Source organism: Pseudomonas sp. SJZ074, from assembly GCF_007828215.1.
Classification (GTDB): Bacteria; Pseudomonadota; Gammaproteobacteria; order Pseudomonadales; family Pseudomonadaceae; genus Aquipseudomonas.
This window is the reverse complement of sequence record NZ_VIUE01000003.1, coordinates 315,579-335,470: the sequence shown is the minus strand read 5'-3', so window position 1 is coordinate 335,470 and position 19,892 is coordinate 315,579. Positions and strand designations below refer to the sequence as shown.

Here is a 19,892-nt window from a genome sequence, read left to right as displayed (position 1 = left end):
GCGGAATGCCCACATGTCTGATCTGAAAACTGCCGCTCTCGAATATCACGCTAATCCTCGTCCAGGAAAGCTGAGTGTCGAGCTCACCAAGGCCACCGCTACTGCCCGCGATCTGTCGCTGGCCTACAGCCCCGGCGTAGCCGAACCAGTCCGCGAAATCGCTCGCGACCCTGAACTGGCCTACCGATACACGGGCAAGGGCAACCTGGTTGCAGTCATTTCCGATGGCACCGCGATTCTCGGCCTGGGTGACCTGGGGCCATTGGCCTCCAAGCCGGTCATGGAAGGCAAGGGTGTGCTGTTCAAGCGTTTCGCCGGTATCGACGTGTTCGACATCGAAGTCGACTCCGAAAGCCCGCAAGCCTTCATCGACACCGTCAAGCGCATCTCCATCACCTTCGGTGGCATCAACCTGGAAGACATCAAGGCACCTGAGTGCTTTGAAATCGAACGCGCCCTGATCGAGCAGTGCGACATTCCGGTGTTCCACGATGACCAGCACGGTACCGCAATCGTGACTGCGGCCGGCATGATCAACGCCCTGGAAATCGCTGGCAAAACCTTGCCGGAAGCCAAGATCGTCTGCCTGGGCGCTGGTGCTGCGGCCATTTCCTGCATGAAATTGCTGGTGAGCATGGGCGCGAAGATCGAAAACATCTTCATGATCGACCGTACCGGCGTGATCCATTCCGGTCGTAGCGACCTGAACCAGTACAAGGCTGTCTTCGCCCACGCGACCGACAAGCGCACCCTGGCGGACGCACTGGACGGCGCCGACGTGTTCGTCGGTCTGTCGGGCCCGAACCTGCTGAGCCCGGAGAACCTGCTGCGCATGGCGCCGAACCCGATTGTGTTCGCTTGCTCGAACCCGGATCCGGAAATCGCCCCGGAACTGGCTCACGCCACCCGCAGCGACGTGATCATGGCCACCGGCCGTTCGGACTACCCGAACCAGGTCAACAACGTGCTGGGTTTCCCATTCATCTTCCGCGGTGCCCTGGACGTTCGCGCCAAGCGCATCAACGAAGAGATGAAAGTCGCGGCCGCCAACGCCCTGCGCGAACTGGCCAAGCTGCCGGTGCCTCAGGAAGTGTGCGACGCCTACGGTGGCATCAAGCTGGAATTCGGTCGTGAGTACATCATTCCGAAGCCAATGGACGCCCGCCTGATCACCCTGATCTCCGACGCCGTGGCCAAGGCTGCGATCGAGACTGGCGTGGCAACCCTGCCGTATCCGAAGAACTACCCGCTCAAGAGCGTGGATGACGTGTTCAACGGTTAAAAGCAGTCGCCCATAAAAAAACCTGGCCTCGGCCAGGTTTTTTTATGGGCTTCGAGCGGCAAGCTTCAAGCTGCAAGTTAGAAGCGAGGCATACCGCGCTTGCTTTGGCTTTACTTGAAGCTTGCGGCTTGAAGCTCGCCGCTGCTTTCCTAGAACAAATCGATCGGCGCCGCTTCATCCGCCGGCAGCGGGCTGCCCGGCGCAACGCCGTTGCCCAGTTCATTGACTGACGGCGGGGTGTCTTCGCTCTTGAACAGTTCGAAGTAGGCGCCGGGGGTGCCTGGAGTGGCCGCGCGACCGCTGACCGGGTCGACCCGCAGGCTGAGGATGCCTTCCGGTTCCGGCTGGGTGTGCGGCGGTTTGTCCTTGAGGGCGGCACCCATGTAGCTCATCCAGATCGGCAGTGCCACGGTACCGCCGAACTCACGGCGACCCAGGCTCTCGGGCTGGTCGAAACCGGTCCAGACGGTGGTCACGTAGTCGCCGTTGTAGCCGGAGAACCAGGCGTCCTTGGATTCGTTGGTGGTACCGGTCTTGCCTGCCAGGTCGGTACGGCCCAGGGCCAGTGCGCGACGGCCGGTGCCGAGCTTGATCACGTCTTCCAGCATGCTGTTGAGAATGTAGGTGGTGCGCCCGTCAACGATGCGTTCGGCGACAGCAGGTGCCTGGGTCGCTGGAGTGGCGGTGGTGGCTTCGCCCGGCGTCGGATTCACCGTGAACGTCTCGGCGGACGGTGCGGCGATGCCGTCGCTGGCTTGCTCGCCGGTAGGCACCCGCGGCGGGTTGGCCACGAACAGTGTCTCGCCGTTGCGGCTCTCGATCTTGTCGATGATGTACGGGGTGATCTTGTACCCGCCATTGGCGAACGTGCTCCAGCCTGTGGCGATTTCCATCGGGGTCAGGGTCGCGGTGCCCAGGGCCAGGGACAGGTTGCGGGGCAGGTCCTGCTTGTTGAAGCCGAACCGGGCGATGTAGTCGATGGTGCGATCCACCCCCAGCGCCTGCAACAGGCGGATCGACACCAGGTTGCGCGATTTGTACAGCGCCTCGCGCAAACGGATCGGACCGAGGAAGGTGTTGGTGTCGTTCTTCGGTCGCCAGACCTTGTCCAGGTACTCGTCGACAAACACGATCGGCGCGTCGTTCACCAGGCTGGCCGCGGTATAGCCATTATCCAGGGCGGCGCTGTAGACGAACGGCTTGAAACTCGAGCCCGGCTGGCGCTTGGCCTGCAATGCACGATTGTAGTTGCTCTGTTCGAAGGCGAAGCCGCCCACCAGGGAACGGATCGCACCGTCCTGCGGGTCGAGGGATACCAGTGCGCCCTGGGCGGCCGGGATCTGGCTGAACTTGAGAGTGTTGTCCGGCTGGCGCTGCACCCGGATCAGGTCGCCGACCTGGGCCACGTCCGACGGCTGCCGGGGGGCGGCCCCCATGCTGTTGGTGTTGAGGAACGGACGGGCCCATTTCATGGTGTCCCATTTCACGTGTTCCTCAAGCTCACCATTGCGCGTCAGGACCTTGATGCCGTCCTTGTCCACCTGGGTGACAATCGCCGGTTCCAGGCTGCTGATGGTGCGCTGCTTGGTCAGTTCAAGGGCCCAGGCCTCCTTGGTCTTGCCCGGCAGGCGCGACTCGGGGCCGCGGTAGCCGTGGCGCTGATCGTAAGTCATCAGGCCTTCGTGCAACGCGGTATTGGCCATTTCCTGCAGGTTGCTCGGCACTGTGGTGGTGACGCGGAACCCTTCCGTATAGGCGTCGCTGCCGTAGCGTCCGACCATCTCGGCCCGAGCCATTTCGGCGATGTACGGGGCGTTCACTTCCGGTGTCGGCACGTGATAGCTGGCGTTCAACGGCTCATTGATCGCAGCGGTGTAGTCGGCTTCGCTGATCTTGCCGAGCTTGTACATGCGCCCCAGGATCCAGTCGCGCCGCTCCTTGCTGCGCGCCGGGTTGGCCAGCGGGTTGAAGCGCGATGGCGCCTTCGGCAGGCCGGCGATCATCGCCATTTGCGCCAGGCTCACATCACGGATCGACTTGCCGTAGTACACCTGGGCCGCCGCCTCGATGCCATAGGCGCGGTTGCCCAGGTAGATCTTGTTCACGTACAGCTCGAGGATTTCATCCTTGGTCAGCTGCCGTTCGATCTGCAGGGCCAGGAGGATCTCGGTGGTCTTGCGCGAGAAGCTGCGCTCGCTGGTCAGGAAGAAGTTCTTGGCCACCTGCATGGTGATGGTGCTGCCGCCGGACTGGATGTGCCCGCTCTTGACCAACTGGCTGGCGGCACGCATCAGGCTGCCTGGATCGACGCCATAGTGGTTGGCGAAATTGTCGTCTTCGGCACTGAGTAACGCATTGATAAAGTTGGGCGGGATGTCGGCGAAACGGATCGGTGTGCGGCGCATCTCGCCAAATTCGGCGATCAGCTTGTTGTCGCTGCTGTACACCCGCAAAGGAATCTGCAACTGAATACTTCTCAGCGCCTCCACGGATGGCAAACCCGGACTAAGGTAAAGAAACGCACCGCTCAGACCCAGGAGCAGTCCGCAGAAAACGGCGATGACGGACCATCCGAAAAATTTCAGCAGACGAATCAAGGCTTTTGGATATCCAGGCAAAGAATGAAAAAGGCGTCAGGTGCAGGGAAGGACCCGTGCTTGCAGCAAAGCGAAAAAGCGCTGCGCATTATAAGCATTTTTTTCCGTCGGAAACGCCATCCGGACGTCCGTCGGGCTGGGGTGATTGAACGCAATGCGTATTAGAGAGTCCGTAACTCACGGATAGTCATAGGGAATTGGTAGTGCTACGACTCTTCAATAAAAAAGCCCATACGCTTTTGGGCATCGACATCAGCTCCACATCGGTGAAGCTGCTCGAGTTGAGCCGCCAGGGCGACCGTTACCGTGTCGAGTCCTACGCGGTCGAACCGTTGCCGGCCAATGCCGTGATCGAGAAGAACATCGCCGAGCTCGAGGGGGTCGGGCAGGCGCTGTCCCGGGTCCTGGTCAAGGCCAGGACGCCTTTGCGCAGCGTCGCGGTAGCCGTAGCGGGCTCGGCGGTGATCACCAAGACCATCGAGATGGACGCCGGGCTGTCCGACGACGAGATGGAGAACCAGCTCAAGATCGAGGCGGACCAGTACATTCCTTATCCGCTGGATGAAGTGGCCATCGATTTCGAGGTCCTGGGTGTGTCGCCGCGCAACAGCGAGCGGGTCGAGGTGCTGTTGGCGGCCTGTCGCAAGGAAAACGTCGAGGTGCGCGAGGCGGCGCTGGCATTGGCGGGGCTGACGGCCCGGGTGGTCGACGTGGAAGCCTATGCGTTGGAGCGCGCCTTCGGCCTGCTCGCCACGCAACTGGCCGCCTCCCAGGAGCGGCTGACCGTCGCGGTGATCGATATCGGCGCCACCATGACCACCCTGAGCGTGCTGCACAACGGACGCATCATCTATACCCGCGAGCAATTGTTCGGCGGTCGCCAGCTCACCGAGGAAATCCAGCGGCGCTACGGCCTGACCCTCGAACAGGCCGGCCTGGCAAAGAAGCAGGGCGGCCTGCCGGACGATTACCTCAGCGAGGTGTTGCAGCCCTTTCGCGAGGCGTTGGTGCAGCAGGTTTCGCGGTCCCTGCAGTTTTTCTTCGCTTCGGGCCAGTACTGTGCAGTGGACCACATCCTGTTGGCGGGGGGCACGGCGTCTGTGGCCGGGCTGGACCGGCTGATCGAACAGCGCCTGGGCACGCCGACCCAGGTGGCCAACCCGTTTTCCAACATGGCCCTGGGCAGCAAGGTCAATGCCGGTGCCCTGGCCAGTGATGCGCCGGCGCTGATGATCGCCTGCGGGCTGGCCCTCAGGAGTTTCGACTGATGGCACGGATCAACCTTCTTCCCTGGCGCGAAGAGTTGCGCGAAGAGCGCCGCAAGCGCTTCCTGCTGGCGTTGGTGGGGGCGCTGGTCGGTGCGGTAGGGGTGACCTTGATCGGGGTGCAATACCTGCACGGCGCCATCAACCACCAACTGGCGCGTAACGGACATATTTCCGAGCAGATAGCGGTACTGGACGAGCGAATCAAGCAGATCAGCGAGCTGAAGGCCCGGCGCCAACAATTGTTGGAGCGCATGCGCATCATCCAGGACCTGCAGGGCAACCGCCCGGTCAGCGGGCGTATCTTCGATCAATTGGTGCGGACGTTGCCGGACGGGGTGTATTTCACCGAGGTGAAAATGGAAGACCGGACGCTCTCCATCAAGGGCGCGGCGGAGTCCAACCATCGGGTCTCGGACCTGATGCGCAACCTGGACGCGTCGGATCTGTTCGACGCGCCCAGCCTGACCGAAGTCAAGGCCACGACGGCTGGGCAGCTCGACCAGGCCAACGTGTTCCAGCTGACGGTCCGCCAGACCCAGCCGGCCGACGCGGAGGACGCCCAATGAAACCGGGGGAGTGGTTCGACGCGCTGCGCAAGGTCGACTTCAGCGACCTGGACACCAATAACGTCGGCTCCTGGCCGATGCCGGTCAAATGGCTGGCCGGCGTCCTGCTGGTCGTCCTGGTCCTGGGGTTGGGCTATAACTTCGCCGTGAGCGATCTGGAGGATCAGTTGCAGCAGGTGCGCGAGGAAGAAAATACCCTCAAGGCGCAATTCGCGGGCAAGGCCCACATGGCCGCGAACCTGGAGCGCTACATCGAGCAGATGAAGCAGATGGAAACCTCCTTTGGTGTGCTGTTGCGGCAATTGCCCAGCGACACCGAGGTACCTGGCCTGTTGGAAGACATCACTCGCACCGGCCTGGGCAGCGGACTGGAGTTCGAGGAAATCAAACTGCTGCCCGAAGTGACCCAGCCGTTTTACATCGAACTGCCGATCCAGATCACCGTGACCGGTGGCTACCATGACCTGGCGACATTCGTCAGCGGGGTTGCCGGGCTGCCCCGCATTGTCACGTTGCACGATTTTGATATCGCCCCCGCGGATCCCGAAGGGGGATCGAAGCTGCGCATGAGCATCCAGGCCAAAACCTACCGGTACAACGAGCAGGGGACGCAGCCATGAAGCCGCTCCACTGCATGGGCCTGCTGGCGGGGCTGGTGGTGCTGACCGGCTGTAACAACGACACTGGCTTCGAGGACCTGGACGCCTACATGAATGAAGTGCGGTTGCGTCCGCCCGGCAAGATCGAGCCGACGCCGACCTTCAGGCCAAACGAAACCTTCACCTACAACGCATCCGACCTGCGCAGCCCGTTCTCACGGCAGGTCCGGGTGGATCAGGCTGAGCGGCAAAAAGGTTCGCGCAATGTCCAGCCCGATCCGAACCGGGTCAAGCAATACCTCGAAGGCTTCAACATCGAACAGTTTGAAATGGTTGGCACGATCGCCAATGCCAGTGGCGCCTATGCGCTGCTGCGCGGTGCGGGCGGGGTGCACCGGCTCAAGGTCGGTGACTACCTGGGGCGCAATGACGGGCGAATCGTCGCCATCGGTGCCACCCAGGTCGATGTGGTCGAAATCGTTCCCGATGGCGAAGGTGCCTGGCTGGAGCGACCACGGACCATTCCTTTGAAAGAGCACTCAGTGGAACTCGAACAATGAACAGGATTTTTACCGCCTTCGGTGTTTCGCTATGGATGGCGCTGATGTCACCGATGGTGCTTGGGGCGAGCCTGAAGACGCTGGATGTCGCGGCTTTGCCGGGGGGCCGGGTCGAGTTGAAGCTCACTTTCGACGGGCCACCCCCCACCCCGCGGGGCTATACCACCGAACAACCGGCCCGGATCGCCCTGGACCTGCCAGGGGTGACCAACCAGTTGGCGCGCAAGACCCAGGACCTTGGCAGCGGCAATGCGCGCAACGCCACGGTGGTCGAGGCGGGGAACCGCACCCGGTTGATCATCGGCCTCACCCAATTGGTGCCGTATAACGCTCGGGTCGAGGGCAATAATCTGTTCGTGGTGGTCGGCAAGGGCGCGGAGCCCAGGAGTGCCGCCCAGGCCCCGCGCCCGGCGGCGGCCGGGGTGGTGCCTGCCAGGAGCAACGCGCCGGTGGGCAGGGCCATCCGTGGCGTGGACTTTCAGCGCGGGACCCAGGGTGAAGGCAATGTAGTGATCGACCTGTCGGACCCCTCCATCGCACCGGATATCCAGGAGAGGGAAGGCAAGATCATTCTCAACTTCGCCAGAACCCAATTGCCTGAACCACTGCGGGTGCGCCTGGACGTCAAGGACTTCGCCACCCCGGTGCAGTTCGTCAACGCCAGCGCCGGCTCCGACCGGGCCACCATCAGCATCGAGCCCGGCGGTACCTTCGATTATTCGACCTACCAGACCGACAACAAACTGACCGTCAGCGTCCGGCCCATGACGGTCGAGGACTTGCGCAAGCGCGACACTGACCGTGCCGCCTACAACGGTGAAAAGCTGTCCCTGAATTTCCAGGACATCGAAGTGCGCTCGGTCCTGCAACTGATTGCCGACTTCACCAACCTGAACCTGGTGGCAAGCGACACGGTGCAGGGCGGTATCACCTTGCGGTTGCAGAATGTTCCGTGGGACCAGGCGCTGGACCTGGTGCTGAAGACCAAGGGGCTGGACAAGCGCAAGGTCGGCAATGTGTTGCTGGTCGCCCCCGCCGATGAGATTGCGGCCCGCGAGCGCCAGGAACTGGAGTCCCAGAAGCAGATTGCCGACCTGGCGCCGCTGCGGCGGGAGCTGTTGCAAGTCAACTATGCGAAGGCGGCGGACATCGCCAAGCTGTTCCAGTCGGTGACCAGCGCCGAGGCGAAAGCCGATGAACGCGGCACGATCACGGTGGATGAGCGAACCAACAACATCATTGCCTACCAGACCCAGGACCGCCTCGACGAATTGCGCCGTATCGTGGCGCAGCTGGATATTCCGGTGCGCCAGGTGATGATCGAGGCTCGGATCGTCGAGGCCAACGTCGATTACGACAAGAGTCTGGGCGTGCGTTGGGGCGGCTCGGTGCAGAACCAGGGCAACTGGAACTCTTCCGGTGTGACCACCGGCAGCTCCACCACTATCGGCACGCCGGGCAGTACCAGCACCAACCAGCCATTCGTCGACATGGGCGCGACGGGCAATACCTCGAGCATTGGCATTGCGTTCATCACCGACAACGTATTGCTGGACCTGGAGCTGACGGCCATGGAGAAAACCGGCAATGGGGAAATCGTTTCCCAGCCCAAGGTGGTGACGTCGGACAAGGAGACTGCAAAAATCCTCAAGGGCACGGAAATCCCCTACCAGGAAGCCAGTTCCAGTGGGGCCACTTCGGTGTCGTTCAAGGAAGCCTCGTTGTCGCTGGAGGTGACCCCGCAGATCACCCCGGACAACCGCATCATCATGGAGGTCAAGGTCACCAAGGATGAACCGGACTACCTGAACAAGGTGCAGGAGGTGCCACCGATCAAGAAGAACGAAGTCAACGCCAAGGTGCTGGTCAATGACGGCGAGACCATTGTGATTGGCGGGGTTTTCTCAAATACTCAGAGCAAGGTTGTAGATAAGGTGCCATTTCTTGGCGATGTGCCGTATCTTGGCCGCCTTTTCCGGCGTGATCTGGTTTCGGAGAAAAAATCCGAGCTGCTGGTATTCCTCACTCCGCGTATCATGAACAACCAGGCGATTGCTGTGAGTCGTTGATTCTGTGCGAAATTTGATTCTTGTTGGGCCGATGGGCGCTGGAAAAAGCACCATCGGCCGTTTGCTGGCCAAAGAGCTGCGCCTGCCGTTCAAAGATTCCGACAAGGAAATTGAATTGCGCACGGGCGCGAATATCCCGTGGATTTTCGACAAGGAAGGCGAACCAGGCTTTCGTGATCGCGAGCAGGCGATGATCGCTGAGCTGTGCGCATTCGAAGGTGTGGTGCTGGCCACTGGCGGCGGCGCCGTGATGCGCGAAGCCAACCGTCGGGAATTGCATGCCGGCGGACGGGTGGTCTACCTGCACGCCTCCGTCGAACAGCAGGTCGGTCGTACCGCCCGGGACCGCAACCGTCCGCTGCTGCGTACCGCCGATCCGGCCAAGACCCTGCGGGACCTGCTGGAGCTGCGTGATCCGCTGTACCGGGAGATCGCCGATCTGGTGGTGGAAACCGACGAACGGCCCCCGAGGATGGTAGTGCTGGAGATTCTCGAACGTCTGCAGCAACTGCCTCCCCGTTAATGCACCACGGGAAATGCGCTATCCTCGGCGTCTCGCCGTCATCCGCCCGGATGTAGCAGATGGCCGTCGAGTGGCGTCAGAGCAGACACCGTGGACTTTTCGTTAACTGCAGGCAGGACGCCTGATTCCATCTTTGACCGTGGGGACACATGCAGACACTAAAGGTTGACCTGGGCGAGCGCAGCTACCCGATTCACATTGGCGAAGGCTTGCTGGACCAGCCACAACTGCTGGTGCCGCATATCGCCGGGCGGCAAGTGGCGATCATCTCCAACGAAACCGTCGCCCCTTTGTATCTGGAGCGCCTGACCCGCAGTCTGTCGGCCTTCTCGGTCATTTCCGTGGTGTTGCCAGACGGCGAGGCGTTCAAGAACTGGGAAACCCTGCAACTGATTTTCGACGGCCTGCTGACCGCGCGGCATGACCGGCGCACCACGGTGGTGGCCTTGGGCGGTGGGGTGATCGGCGACATGGCCGGTTTTGCCGCGGCCTGCTACCAGCGCGGCGTCGACTTCATCCAGATCCCTACCACGTTGCTGTCCCAGGTCGACTCGTCAGTGGGCGGCAAGACCGGGATCAACCATCCGCTGGGCAAGAACATGGTCGGCGCTTTCTATCAGCCCAACGTGGTGCTGATCGATACCGCTACCCTCAATACCTTGCCGTCCCGTGAGCTGTCCGCAGGGCTCGCTGAGGTCATCAAGTATGGGCTGATCTGCGACGAGCCGTTCCTGGGCTGGCTCGAAGAGAACGTCGATCGCCTGCGGGCGCTGGACCAGGCAGCCCTGACCTACGCCATCGAGCGCTCCTGCGCGGCCAAAGCCGCGGTGGTCGGAGCCGATGAGCGGGAGTCGGGTGTACGGGCCACGCTCAACCTGGGCCACACCTTTGGGCACGCCATCGAGACCCACATGGGGTATGGTGTCTGGCTACATGGCGAGGCGGTAGCGGCCGGTACGGTCATGGCCCTGGAAATGTCCGCGCGCCTGGGCTGGATCAGCGAGCAAGAGCGTGATCGCGGCATTCGTCTCTTCCAGCGCGCCGGGCTGCCGGTGGTGCCTCCCGAGGAAATGACCGAGGCCGATTTCCTCGAACACATGGCAATCGACAAGAAAGTGATCGATGGTCGTCTGCGTCTGGTGCTGCTGCGCCGCATGGGCGAAGCGGTGGTGACCGACGATTATCCGAAAGAGGTTCTACAGGCCACGCTGGGCGCGGATTACCACGCCCTGGCTCAGCTTAAAGGTTAATGAGATTCCGATGACTAGTTTGCATGCCGACGAGGCTTTCCTCGGCCATTTCCAATTGAGTCACGACCCCTTCGCTCCACGGGTCCCCGGCTTCAAGTTTTTCCCGGCCCAGCGCAAACCGGTGCTGGGTCAGTTGCATCACCTGGCGCGCTACAGCCAATTGCTGCTGGTCGTCACCGGTCCTCAGGGCAGTGGCAAGACCTTGCTGCGCCAGGCGCTGGTGGCCAGCACCAACAAACAGTCGGTGCAAAGCGTGGTGGTCTCGGCCCGTGGTGCCGGAGATGCCGCCGGTGTGTTGCGCCAGGTCGCACAGGCGCTGAACCTGGCCCAGGCCGAAGTGGGCGCGATTCTCGACCAGATCGTCCAGTTGGCGCTGACCGGGCAGGAGGTCTATCTGCTGGTGGATGACGCCGAGCAGCTCGACGAGTCGGCCCTGGAGGCCCTGCTGGCGCTGGCGGCCGGTGCGCCTGAAGGGCGTCCCCATGTGTTCCTGTTTGGCGAGTCGTCGCTGATCGCCGATCTGGACCAGCTGGAGCTCGAGGAAGAGCGCTTCCATATCATCGAGCTGGCGCCCTACACCGAAGAAGAGACCCGCGAATACCTGGATCAGCGTCTTGAAGGCGCGGGTCGGGGTATCGAACTTTTTACCGCCGATCAGATCTCTGAGATTCACGAAGGTTCCGGCGGCTGGCCTGGCAACATCAACCAGGTCGCTCGTGATGCCTTGATCGAAGTCATGATTGCCAGCCGCTCAGCGGTGAAGCGTCCAACCATGGGGTTCAACATGCCGAAGAAACACGTATTGGCGATTTCCGCCGTCGTCGTGGTCGCGGTCGTCGCGGCCTGGCTGATGCCGGGTCGCAACAAGGCGCCGACGACCGGCGCGCCTGCCAACGAACAGGCACAACTGCCCCTCGGCCAGGGGGCGCCGAAGCCCAATGGCGGTGCGCCAGCGGTGGAATTTGCCGGCAGCACCCAGCCGATGCCGCTGCCGCTGGTCGGCCAGTCGCAACCGGTCATGCGCGGGCCATTGGCTGAAGCCGCCGGTGGAATCACCGAGGGCGACGATGGCGCGGCGCCACCGATCGACGACGGCGACACGCCGCCGACCGTGACCACCACGGCGCCGCCTGAGGGCGTGCCTGCCGGTCCGGCTCCGACACCCACGCCTGCTCCGGCCGCCAAGCCGACCCCGGCGCCGACCCAGGTGGCGACGGCCAAGCCTGCCCCGGCGCCGGCCGCCAAGCCGACACCTGCCCCGGCGGCCAAGCCTGCAGCACCGGCCAAGGCCGCGGGTGGCAACTGGTATGCCGGTCAGGCACCGGGCAACTACGTCGTACAGATTCTCGGCACCAGCTCCGAAGCCACCGCGCAGAACTTCGTCAAGGAGCAGGGCGGCGAGTATCGTTATTTCAAGAAAGTCCTCAACGGCAAGCCACTGTATGTCATCACTTATGGCAGTTTTGCCAACCGTGATGCAGCTGTTTCCGCTATCAAGGCCTTGCCAGCGAAGGTTCAGGCTGGTAAACCTTGGCCTCGCACTGTCGCCAGCGTCCAACAGGAACTGGCTGCAACCCGCTGAAGATTCGGCGGCCTTACCCAGGCCGCCTCTCCCGGCAACCTCAACATTTCCGCAAGAGCGAGCGACCTGTCAGGCCGCGCGCCTTGTGGTGTCTGCGTCACAGTAGCGTTTGAGTCGTAGCGGTCGAACCCAAAAAAGTTTTGACTAGCACAGCATATAGCTTTAAACCTTTCACAAATGCGACATGAATTTGCGACGTTTCGTCGTCAAATTTGTGGGCGTCTGTGTCGGCATGTACAATGACCTCCCTTTTGCCCCCGCAAAGCCGGCGTACGTTCGGCGCGACATGCAACTGGCTGAATTGAAAAGAAATTTGTCTCGAAAAGAGGCAGCCTGGTGAGAAAGTGTCTATGAAAGCAGGTCTGTACCAACCAGATGAATTCAAGGATAACTGTGGTTTTGGCCTGATAGCCCACATGCAGGGCGAGCCTAGCCATACCCTTTTGCAAACGGCCATTGAGGCCCTGACCTGCATGACCCACCGTGGTGGGATCAACGCCGACGGCAAGACTGGTGACGGTTGTGGCTTGCTGATTCAAAAGCCTGATGAGTTCCTGCGTGCCATTGCCCAGGAAACGTTCGGCGTCACCCTGCCCAAGCAGTACGCCGTAGGCATGGTGTTCTTCAACCAGGACCCGGTGAAGGCCCAGGCCGCTCGCGAGAATATGGACCGCGAGATCCTGGCCGCCGGTCTGCAACTGGTCGGCTGGCGCAAAGTGCCGATCGACACCAGTGTCCTCGGTAGCCTGGCCCTGGCGCGCCTGCCGCAGATCGAACAAGTGTTCATCGCCGGCGAAGGCCTGAGCGACCAGGAAATGGCGATCAAGCTGTTCAGCTCCCGTCGTCGCTCGTCCGTGGCCAACGCCGCCGACACCGACCACTACATCTGCAGCTTTTCCAACAAGACCATCATCTATAAAGGCCTGATGATGCCGGCGGACCTCACCGCCTTCTATCCGGACCTGAGCGACGAGCGCCTGAAAACCGCGATCTGCGTGTTCCACCAGCGCTTCTCCACCAATACCCTGCCGAAATGGCCGTTGGCGCAGCCATTCCGCTTCCTCGCCCACAACGGCGAGATCAACACCATCACCGGCAACCGTAACTGGGCTCTGGCCCGTCGCACCAAGTTCGCCAACGACCTGATGCCCGACCTCGAGGAGCTCGGCCCGCTGGTCAACCGCGTGGGCTCGGACTCCTCGAGCATGGACAACATGCTCGAACTGATGGTGACCGGTGGCATCGACCTGTTCCGTGGCGTGCGCATGCTGGTTCCACCAGCGTGGCAGAACGTCGAGACCATGGACCCGGACCTGCGGGCGTTCTACGAATACAACTCCATGCACATGGAGCCGTGGGACGGCCCGGCCGGTATCGTCATGACCGATGGTCGCTATGCCGTGTGCCTGCTGGACCGTAACGGTCTGCGCCCGGCGCGCTGGGTCACCACCACCAACGGTTTCATCACCCTGGCTTCGGAAATCGGCGTTTGGAACTACCAGCCCGAAGACGTTATTGCCAAGGGCCGCGTGGGCCCGGGCCAGATCTTTGCCGTGGACACCGAAACCGGCCAGATCCTTGACACCGACGCCATCGACAACCGCCTCAAGTCCCGTCATCCATACAAGCAATGGCTGCGCAAGAACGCCCTGCGCATCCAGGCGACCATGGAAGACAACGACCACGGCTCGGCTTTCTACGACGTCGATCAGCTCAAGCAGTACATGAAGATGTACCAGGTGACGTTCGAAGAGCGTGACCAAGTGCTGCGTCCGTTGGGTGAGCAGGGCTACGAAGCGGTCGGCTCGATGGGTGACGACACGCCGATGGCGGTGCTGTCGCAGCGCGTGCGCACGCCATACGACTATTTCCGCCAGCAGTTCGCCCAGGTGACCAACCCGCCGATCGACCCGCTGCGCGAAGCGATCGTGATGTCGTTGGAAATCTGCCTGGGCGCTGAACGCAACATTTTCCAGGAGTCGCCGGAGCACGCCTCGCGGGTGATCCTCAGCTCGCCGGTCATTTCCCCGGCCAAGTGGCGTTCGCTGACCAACCTTGACCGTCCGGGCTTCGCGCGTCAGGTCATCGACCTGAACTACGACGAAAGCGTCGGCCTCGAAGCGGCCATCCGCAATGTGGCCGATCAGGCTGAAGAAGCCGCGCGCGCCGGTCGCACCCAGATCGTGCTCAGCGACCGTCACATTGCGCCGGGCAAGTTGCCGATCCATGCATCCCTGGCTACGGGGGCGGTGCATCATCGCCTGACCGAGAAAGGCCTGCGCTGCGATTCCAACATCCTTGTCGAAACCGCCACCGCCCGCGATCCACATCATTTCGCGGTACTGATCGGTTTCGGTGCCTCGGCGGTGTATCCGTTCCTGGCCTACGAAGTGCTCGGCGACCTGATCCGTACCGGTGAAGTGCTGGGCGATCTCTACGAGGTGTTCAAGAACTACCGCCGGGGTATCACCAAGGGCCTGCTCAAGATCCTCTCGAAAATGGGCATCTCGACCATCGCCTCGTACCGCGGTGCGCAACTGTTCGAGGCCATCGGCCTGTCCGAAGAAGTCTGCGAGCTGAGCTTCCGTGGCGTGCCGAGCCGCATCAAGGGGGCGCGTTTCGTTGACATCGAAGCCGAGCAGAAAGCCCTGGCCGCCGAAGCCTGGAGTCCGCGCAAGCCGATCCAGCAAGGTGGCCTGCTGAAGTTCGTCCACGGCGGCGAATACCACGCCTACAACCCGGATGTTGTGAACACCCTGCAAGCCGCTGTGCAGCAGGGTGACTACGGCAAGTTCAAGGAATACACGGCGCTGGTGGACAATCGCCCGGTGTCGATGATTCGCGACCTGCTCAAGGTCAAGACCCTCGATACCCCGCTGGACATCAGCGAAGTGGAACCGCTGGAATCGGTGCTCAAGCGCTTCGACTCCGCCGGTATTTCCCTTGGCGCCCTGTCCCCGGAAGCCCACGAAGCCCTGGCCGAAGCCATGAACCGCCTAGGTGCGCGTTCCAACTCCGGTGAAGGCGGCGAGGATCCGGCGCGCTACGGCACCATCAAGAGCTCGAAAATCAAACAGGTTGCCACCGGCCGCTTCGGTGTGACGCCGGAGTACCTGGTCAACGCCGAGGTGCTGCAGATCAAGGTCGCCCAGGGCGCCAAGCCTGGTGAAGGCGGCCAACTGCCCGGCGGCAAGGTCAACGGTCTGATCGCCAAGCTGCGCTACGCGGTTCCCGGCGTGACTCTGATTTCGCCACCGCCCCATCACGACATCTACTCGATCGAAGACTTGTCGCAACTGATCTTCGACCTCAAGCAGGTGAACCCGCAGGCACTGGTCTCGGTGAAGCTGGTCGCGGAAGCCGGCGTGGGCACCATCGCCGCCGGTGTGGCGAAGGCCTATGCCGACCTGATCACGATTTCCGGCTATGACGGTGGCACCGGCGCTTCGCCGCTGACGTCTATCAAGTACGCCGGCGCACCGTGGGAACTGGGCCTGGCGGAAACCCACCAGACCCTGCGCGGCAACGACTTGCGCGGCAAGGTCCGGGTGCAGACCGACGGTGGCCTGAAAACCGGTCTCGACGTGATCAAGGCAGCCATCCTCGGCGCCGAGAGCTTCGGCTTCGGCACCGCGCCGATGATTGCCCTGGGCTGCAAGTACCTGCGCATCTGCCACCTGAACAACTGCGCCACCGGCGTGGCGACCCAGAACGAGAAGCTGCGCAAGGACCACTACATCGGTACCGTGGACATGGTGGTGAATTTCTTCACCTACGTGGCCGAAGAAACCCGCGAGTGGCTGGCGAAGCTGGGCGTGCGCTCCCTCGAAGAGCTGATCGGCCGTACCGATCTGCTGGAAGTGATCGAAGGCCAGACCGCCAAGCAGCATCACCTGGACCTGACTCCGCTACTGGGCAGCGACCTGATCCCGGCAGACAAGCCGCAGTTCTGCCAGGTCGACCGCAACCCGCCGTTCGACAAGGGCGAGCTGGCCGAGAAGATGGTCGACATGGCCGCTTCGGCGATCAACGACCTGAGCGGTGCCGAGTTCAGCCTGGACATCTGCAACTGCGACCGTTCCATCGGCGCGCGGATCTCCGGCGAAATCGCCCGCAAGCACGGCAACCAGGGCATGGCCCAGGCGCCGATCACATTCCGCTTCAAGGGCACTGCCGGTCAGAGCTTCGGCGTCTGGAACGCCGGCGGCTTGAACATGTACCTGGAAGGCGATGCCAACGACTACGTGGGCAAAGGCATGACCGGCGGCAAACTGGTCATCGTTCCGCCCAAGGGCAGCGTCTACAAGACCCAGAACAGTGCCATCATCGGCAACACCTGCCTGTACGGCGCCACGGGTGGCAAGCTGTTCGCCGCCGGCACCGCGGGCGAGCGTTTTGCCGTGCGTAACTCCGGGGCCCACACCGTGGTGGAAGGCACCGGCGATCACTGCTGCGAATACATGACTGGTGGTTTTGTCTGCGTGCTGGGCAAGACCGGTTACAACTTCGGCTCTGGCATGACCGGCGGTTTCGCCTACGTGCTCGACCAGGACAACAGCTTCGTTGACCGGGTTAACCACGAGTTGGTGGAAATCCAGCGGATCAGCGGCGAGGCGATGGAAGCCTACCGCAGCCACCTGCAACGCGTGCTGGATGAGTACGTCGAGGAAACCGACAGCGAGTGGGGTCGTGAACTTGCGGAAAACCTCGATGACTACGTGCGTCGTTTCTGGCTGGTCAAGCCGAAGGCTGCCAACCTGAAGTCGTTGCTTTCCAGCACTCGTGCCAACCCGCAGTAAACGACGCAGCTGCAAGCGGCAAGCTACAAGCCGCAAGCTAACAGCAGTGCGCGATGTGCCTGCACAGTGATTTTCTTGCAGCTTGAAGCTCGTAGCTTGAAGCTGCTGTGATGAGGTTTTAACAATGGCTGAACGTCTGAATAACGACTTCCAGTTCATCGATGTCGGGCGCAAGGATCCGAAGAAGAAACTGTTGCGTCAACGCAAGAAAGAGTTCGTCGAGATCTACGAGCCTTTCAAACCCCAGCAGTCGGCCGACCAGGCCCACCGCTGCCTGGGGTGCGGTAACCCGTATTGCGAATGGAAGTGCCCGGTGCACAACTTCATTCCCAACTGGCTGAAGCTAGTGGCCGAGGGCAACATCCTCCAGGCCGCCGAGTTGTCCCACCAGACCAACACCCTGCCGGAAGTCTGCGGCCGGGTGTGCCCGCAGGATCGCCTGTGCGAAGGCGCCTGCACCCTGAACGACGGTTTTGGCGCGGTGACCATCGGTTCGGTGGAGAAGTACATCACCGACACCGCGTTCGCCATGGGCTGGCGCCCGGACATGTCCAAGGTCAAGCCAACCGGTAAGCGTGTGGCCATCATCGGTGCGGGCCCGGCGGGCCTGGGTTGCGCCGACGTGCTGGTGCGCGGCGGCGTGACCCCGGTGGTGTTCGACAAGAACCCGGAAATCGGTGGTCTGCTGACGTTCGGCATCCCCGAGTTCAAGCTGGAAAAGACCGTGCTGAGCAACCGTCGCGAAGTCTTCACCGGCATGGGCATCGAGTTCCGCCTGAACACCGAAGTGGGCAAGGACGTGACCATGGAGCAACTGCTCGAAGAATACGACGCCGTGTTCATGGGCATGGGCACCTACACCTACATGAAGGGCGGTTTTGCCGGTGAGGACCTGCCGGGCGTGTATGACGCGCTGGACTTCCTGATCGCCAACGTCAACCGCAACCTGGGCTTTGAAAAGTCGCCGGAAGATTTCGTCGACATGAAGGGCAAGAAGGTGGTGGTGCTCGGTGGTGGCGATACGGCGATGGACTGTAACCGTACTTCGATCCGCCAGGGTGCCAAGTCGGTGACCTGTGCCTACCGTCGTGACGAAGCCAACATGCCCGGCTCGCGCAAAGAGGTGAAGAATGCCAAGGAAGAAGGCGTGAAGTTCCTCTACAACCGCCAGCCGATTGCCATCGTGGGTGAAGACAAGGTCGAAGGCGTGAAAGTGGTCGAGACCCGTCTTGGCGAGCCGGACGCCCGTGGCCGCCGCAGCCCCGAGCCGATCCCCGGCTCCGAAGAGATCATCCCGGCCGACGCCGTGGTCATCGCCTTCGGCTTCCGTCCAAGCCCGGCGCCATGGTTCGAGCAGTTCAGCATCCAGACCGACAGCCAGGGCCGCGTCGTTGCCCCGGAACAAGGCCAGTACAAGCACCAGACCAGCAACCCGAAGATCTTCGCCGGTGGCGACATGGTCCGTGGTTCCGACCTGGTGGTGACGGCGATCTTCGAAGGCCGCAATGCGGCGGAAGGGATCCTGGATTATCTGGGGGTCTAAAGACCCCAGCGGCAAGCTGCAAGCTGCAAGATTGAAGCTCTCTTGCTTTTAACTTGCGGCTTGTAGCTTGCCGCTTGCCGCTGTCTTTTGAGACCATGCCCGCACTTTTTTTCCGGATGCCGACATGACTGCCCTGAAGAACGACCGTTTCCTGCGCGCCCTGCTCAAGCAACCCGTAGACGTTACCCCTGTGTGGATGATGCGCCAGGCCGGCCGCTACCTGCCGGAGTACCGCGCCAGCCGCGCCAAGGCCGGTGACTTCATGAGCCTGTGCATGAACGCCCAGTTCGCCTGCGAAGTGACCATGCAACCGCTGGATCGCTACCCGCAGCTGGACGCGGCCATCCTGTTCTCCGACATCCTCACCATTCCCGACGCCATGGGGCAGGGCCTGTACTTCGAGACGGGCGAGGGTCCGCGTTTCAAGAAAGTCGTCAGCACCCTGGCCGATATCGAAGCGCTGCCGATTCCCGATCCGCAGAAGGACCTGGGCTATGTCATGGACGCGGTCAGTACCATCCGCCGCGAACTCAACGGTCGCGTGCCGCTGATCGGCTTCTCCGGCAGCCCGTGGACCCTGGCCACCTACATGGTCGAAGGCGGCTCGTCGAAGGATTTCCGCAAGACCAAGGCCATGCTCTACGACAATCCGCAAGCCATGCACCTGTTGCTGGACAAGCTGGCGCAGTCGGTGACGGCCTACCTCAACGGCCAGATCCTGGCCGGTGCACAAGCGGTGCAGATCTTCGATACCTGGGGCGGCAACCTGTCGGCGGCGGCATACCAGGAATTTTCCCTGGCTTACATGCGCAAGATCGTCAGCGGCCTGATCCGCGAGCATGAGGGTCGCAAAGTCCCGGTGATCCTGTTCACCAAGAACGGCGGCCTGTGGCTGGAAAGCATCGCCGAGGCCGGTGCCGACGCCTTGGGCCTGGATTGGACCTGCGACATCGGCAATGCCCGCGAGCGTGTCGGTCACAAGGTCGCCCTGCAAGGCAACATGGACCCCACCGTGCTCTACGCCAAGCCTGAAGCCATCCGCGCTGAAGTCGGGCGTATCCTCGCCAGTTATGGCAAGGGCAGCGGTCATGTGTTCAACCTCGGCCATGGCATTACCCCGGAAGTCGATCCGGAACATGCTGGTGCATTCCTGCGGGCGGTGCATGAGTTGTCGGCGCAATATCACGCCTAGCAGCCTGCGCGGATCCCGCCCAAAAGCCTGTCCGGCCCTGTGTCGGACAGGCTTTTTTTGTG

Annotated in this window: 13 protein-coding genes; 12 read left to right on the top strand and 1 reads right to left on the bottom strand. The window is 62.1% G+C overall.

Going from position 1 to position 19,892, the window contains the following annotated elements; genetic code table 11:
* Positions 1-13: 13 nt before the first annotated feature.
* Positions 14-1,282 (top strand): malic enzyme-like NAD(P)-binding protein, encoded by a 1,269-nt coding sequence (locus FBX99_RS05980; RefSeq protein WP_144927853.1) that lies wholly within the window; start codon positions 14-16, stop codon positions 1,280-1,282.
* 149 nt (positions 1,283-1,431) lie between these two features.
* On the opposite strand, the gene FBX99_RS05975 is transcribed toward FBX99_RS05980, so the two are convergent.
* Positions 1,432-3,876, bottom strand: coding sequence for a penicillin-binding protein 1A (locus tag FBX99_RS05975; protein ID WP_371921419.1), 2,445 nt, complete (start codon positions 3,874-3,876; stop codon positions 1,432-1,434).
* A gap of 206 nt (positions 3,877-4,082) precedes the next feature.
* Between FBX99_RS05975 and FBX99_RS05970 the strand changes: the two genes are divergently transcribed.
* The 11 genes from FBX99_RS05970 (at position 4,083) to hemE (ending at position 19,830) form a co-directional block, all read left to right on the top strand.
* A complete protein-coding gene (locus FBX99_RS05970) occupies positions 4,083-5,147 on the top strand; it encodes a pilus assembly protein PilM (RefSeq protein WP_144927859.1) in 1,065 nt (354 codons plus the stop codon).
* Complete coding sequence (locus FBX99_RS05965; RefSeq protein ID WP_144927862.1) at positions 5,147-5,713, top strand: PilN domain-containing protein; 567 nt, start codon at positions 5,147-5,149, stop codon at positions 5,711-5,713. Before FBX99_RS05970 ends, FBX99_RS05965 begins: the two co-directional genes overlap by 1 nt.
* A complete protein-coding gene (gene pilO, locus FBX99_RS05960) occupies positions 5,710-6,333 on the top strand; it encodes a type 4a pilus biogenesis protein PilO (protein ID WP_144927865.1) in 624 nt (207 codons plus the stop codon). The genes FBX99_RS05965 and pilO overlap by 4 nt, the downstream gene beginning before the upstream one ends.
* A gap of 14 nt (positions 6,334-6,347) precedes the next feature.
* Positions 6,348-6,872, top strand: a complete 525-nt coding sequence (locus FBX99_RS05955; RefSeq protein ID WP_371921420.1) for a pilus assembly protein PilP — start codon at positions 6,348-6,350, stop codon at positions 6,870-6,872.
* Complete coding sequence (gene pilQ / locus FBX99_RS05950; protein WP_145130921.1) at positions 6,869-8,941, top strand: type IV pilus secretin PilQ; 2,073 nt, start codon at positions 6,869-6,871, stop codon at positions 8,939-8,941. Before FBX99_RS05955 ends, pilQ begins: the two co-directional genes overlap by 4 nt.
* Before the next feature lie 4 nt (positions 8,942-8,945).
* Entirely contained in the window at positions 8,946-9,464 is a 519-nt protein-coding gene (gene aroK / locus FBX99_RS05945; protein WP_041020548.1) for a shikimate kinase AroK, read from the top strand.
* Positions 9,465-9,613: 149 nt separating this feature from the next.
* Complete coding sequence (gene aroB / locus FBX99_RS05940; RefSeq protein ID WP_047700487.1) at positions 9,614-10,714, top strand: 3-dehydroquinate synthase; 1,101 nt, start codon at positions 9,614-9,616, stop codon at positions 10,712-10,714.
* A 10-nt stretch (positions 10,715-10,724) separates the two neighbouring features.
* Positions 10,725-12,296, top strand: a complete 1,572-nt coding sequence (locus FBX99_RS05935; RefSeq protein ID WP_144927873.1) for an AAA family ATPase — start codon at positions 10,725-10,727, stop codon at positions 12,294-12,296.
* Positions 12,297-12,646: 350 nt separating this feature from the next.
* On the top strand, positions 12,647-17,095 hold the full coding sequence (gene gltB / locus FBX99_RS05925; protein ID WP_144927876.1) for a glutamate synthase large subunit: 4,449 nt from the start codon (positions 12,647-12,649) through the stop codon (positions 17,093-17,095).
* Positions 17,096-17,219: 124 nt separating this feature from the next.
* Entirely contained in the window at positions 17,220-18,638 is a 1,419-nt protein-coding gene (locus tag FBX99_RS05920; protein ID WP_039592434.1) for an FAD-dependent oxidoreductase, read from the top strand.
* Positions 18,639-18,762: 124 nt separating this feature from the next.
* Positions 18,763-19,830 (top strand): uroporphyrinogen decarboxylase, encoded by a 1,068-nt coding sequence (hemE, locus tag FBX99_RS05915; protein ID WP_144927879.1) that lies wholly within the window; start codon positions 18,763-18,765, stop codon positions 19,828-19,830.
* Positions 19,831-19,892: the final 62 nt, after the last annotated feature.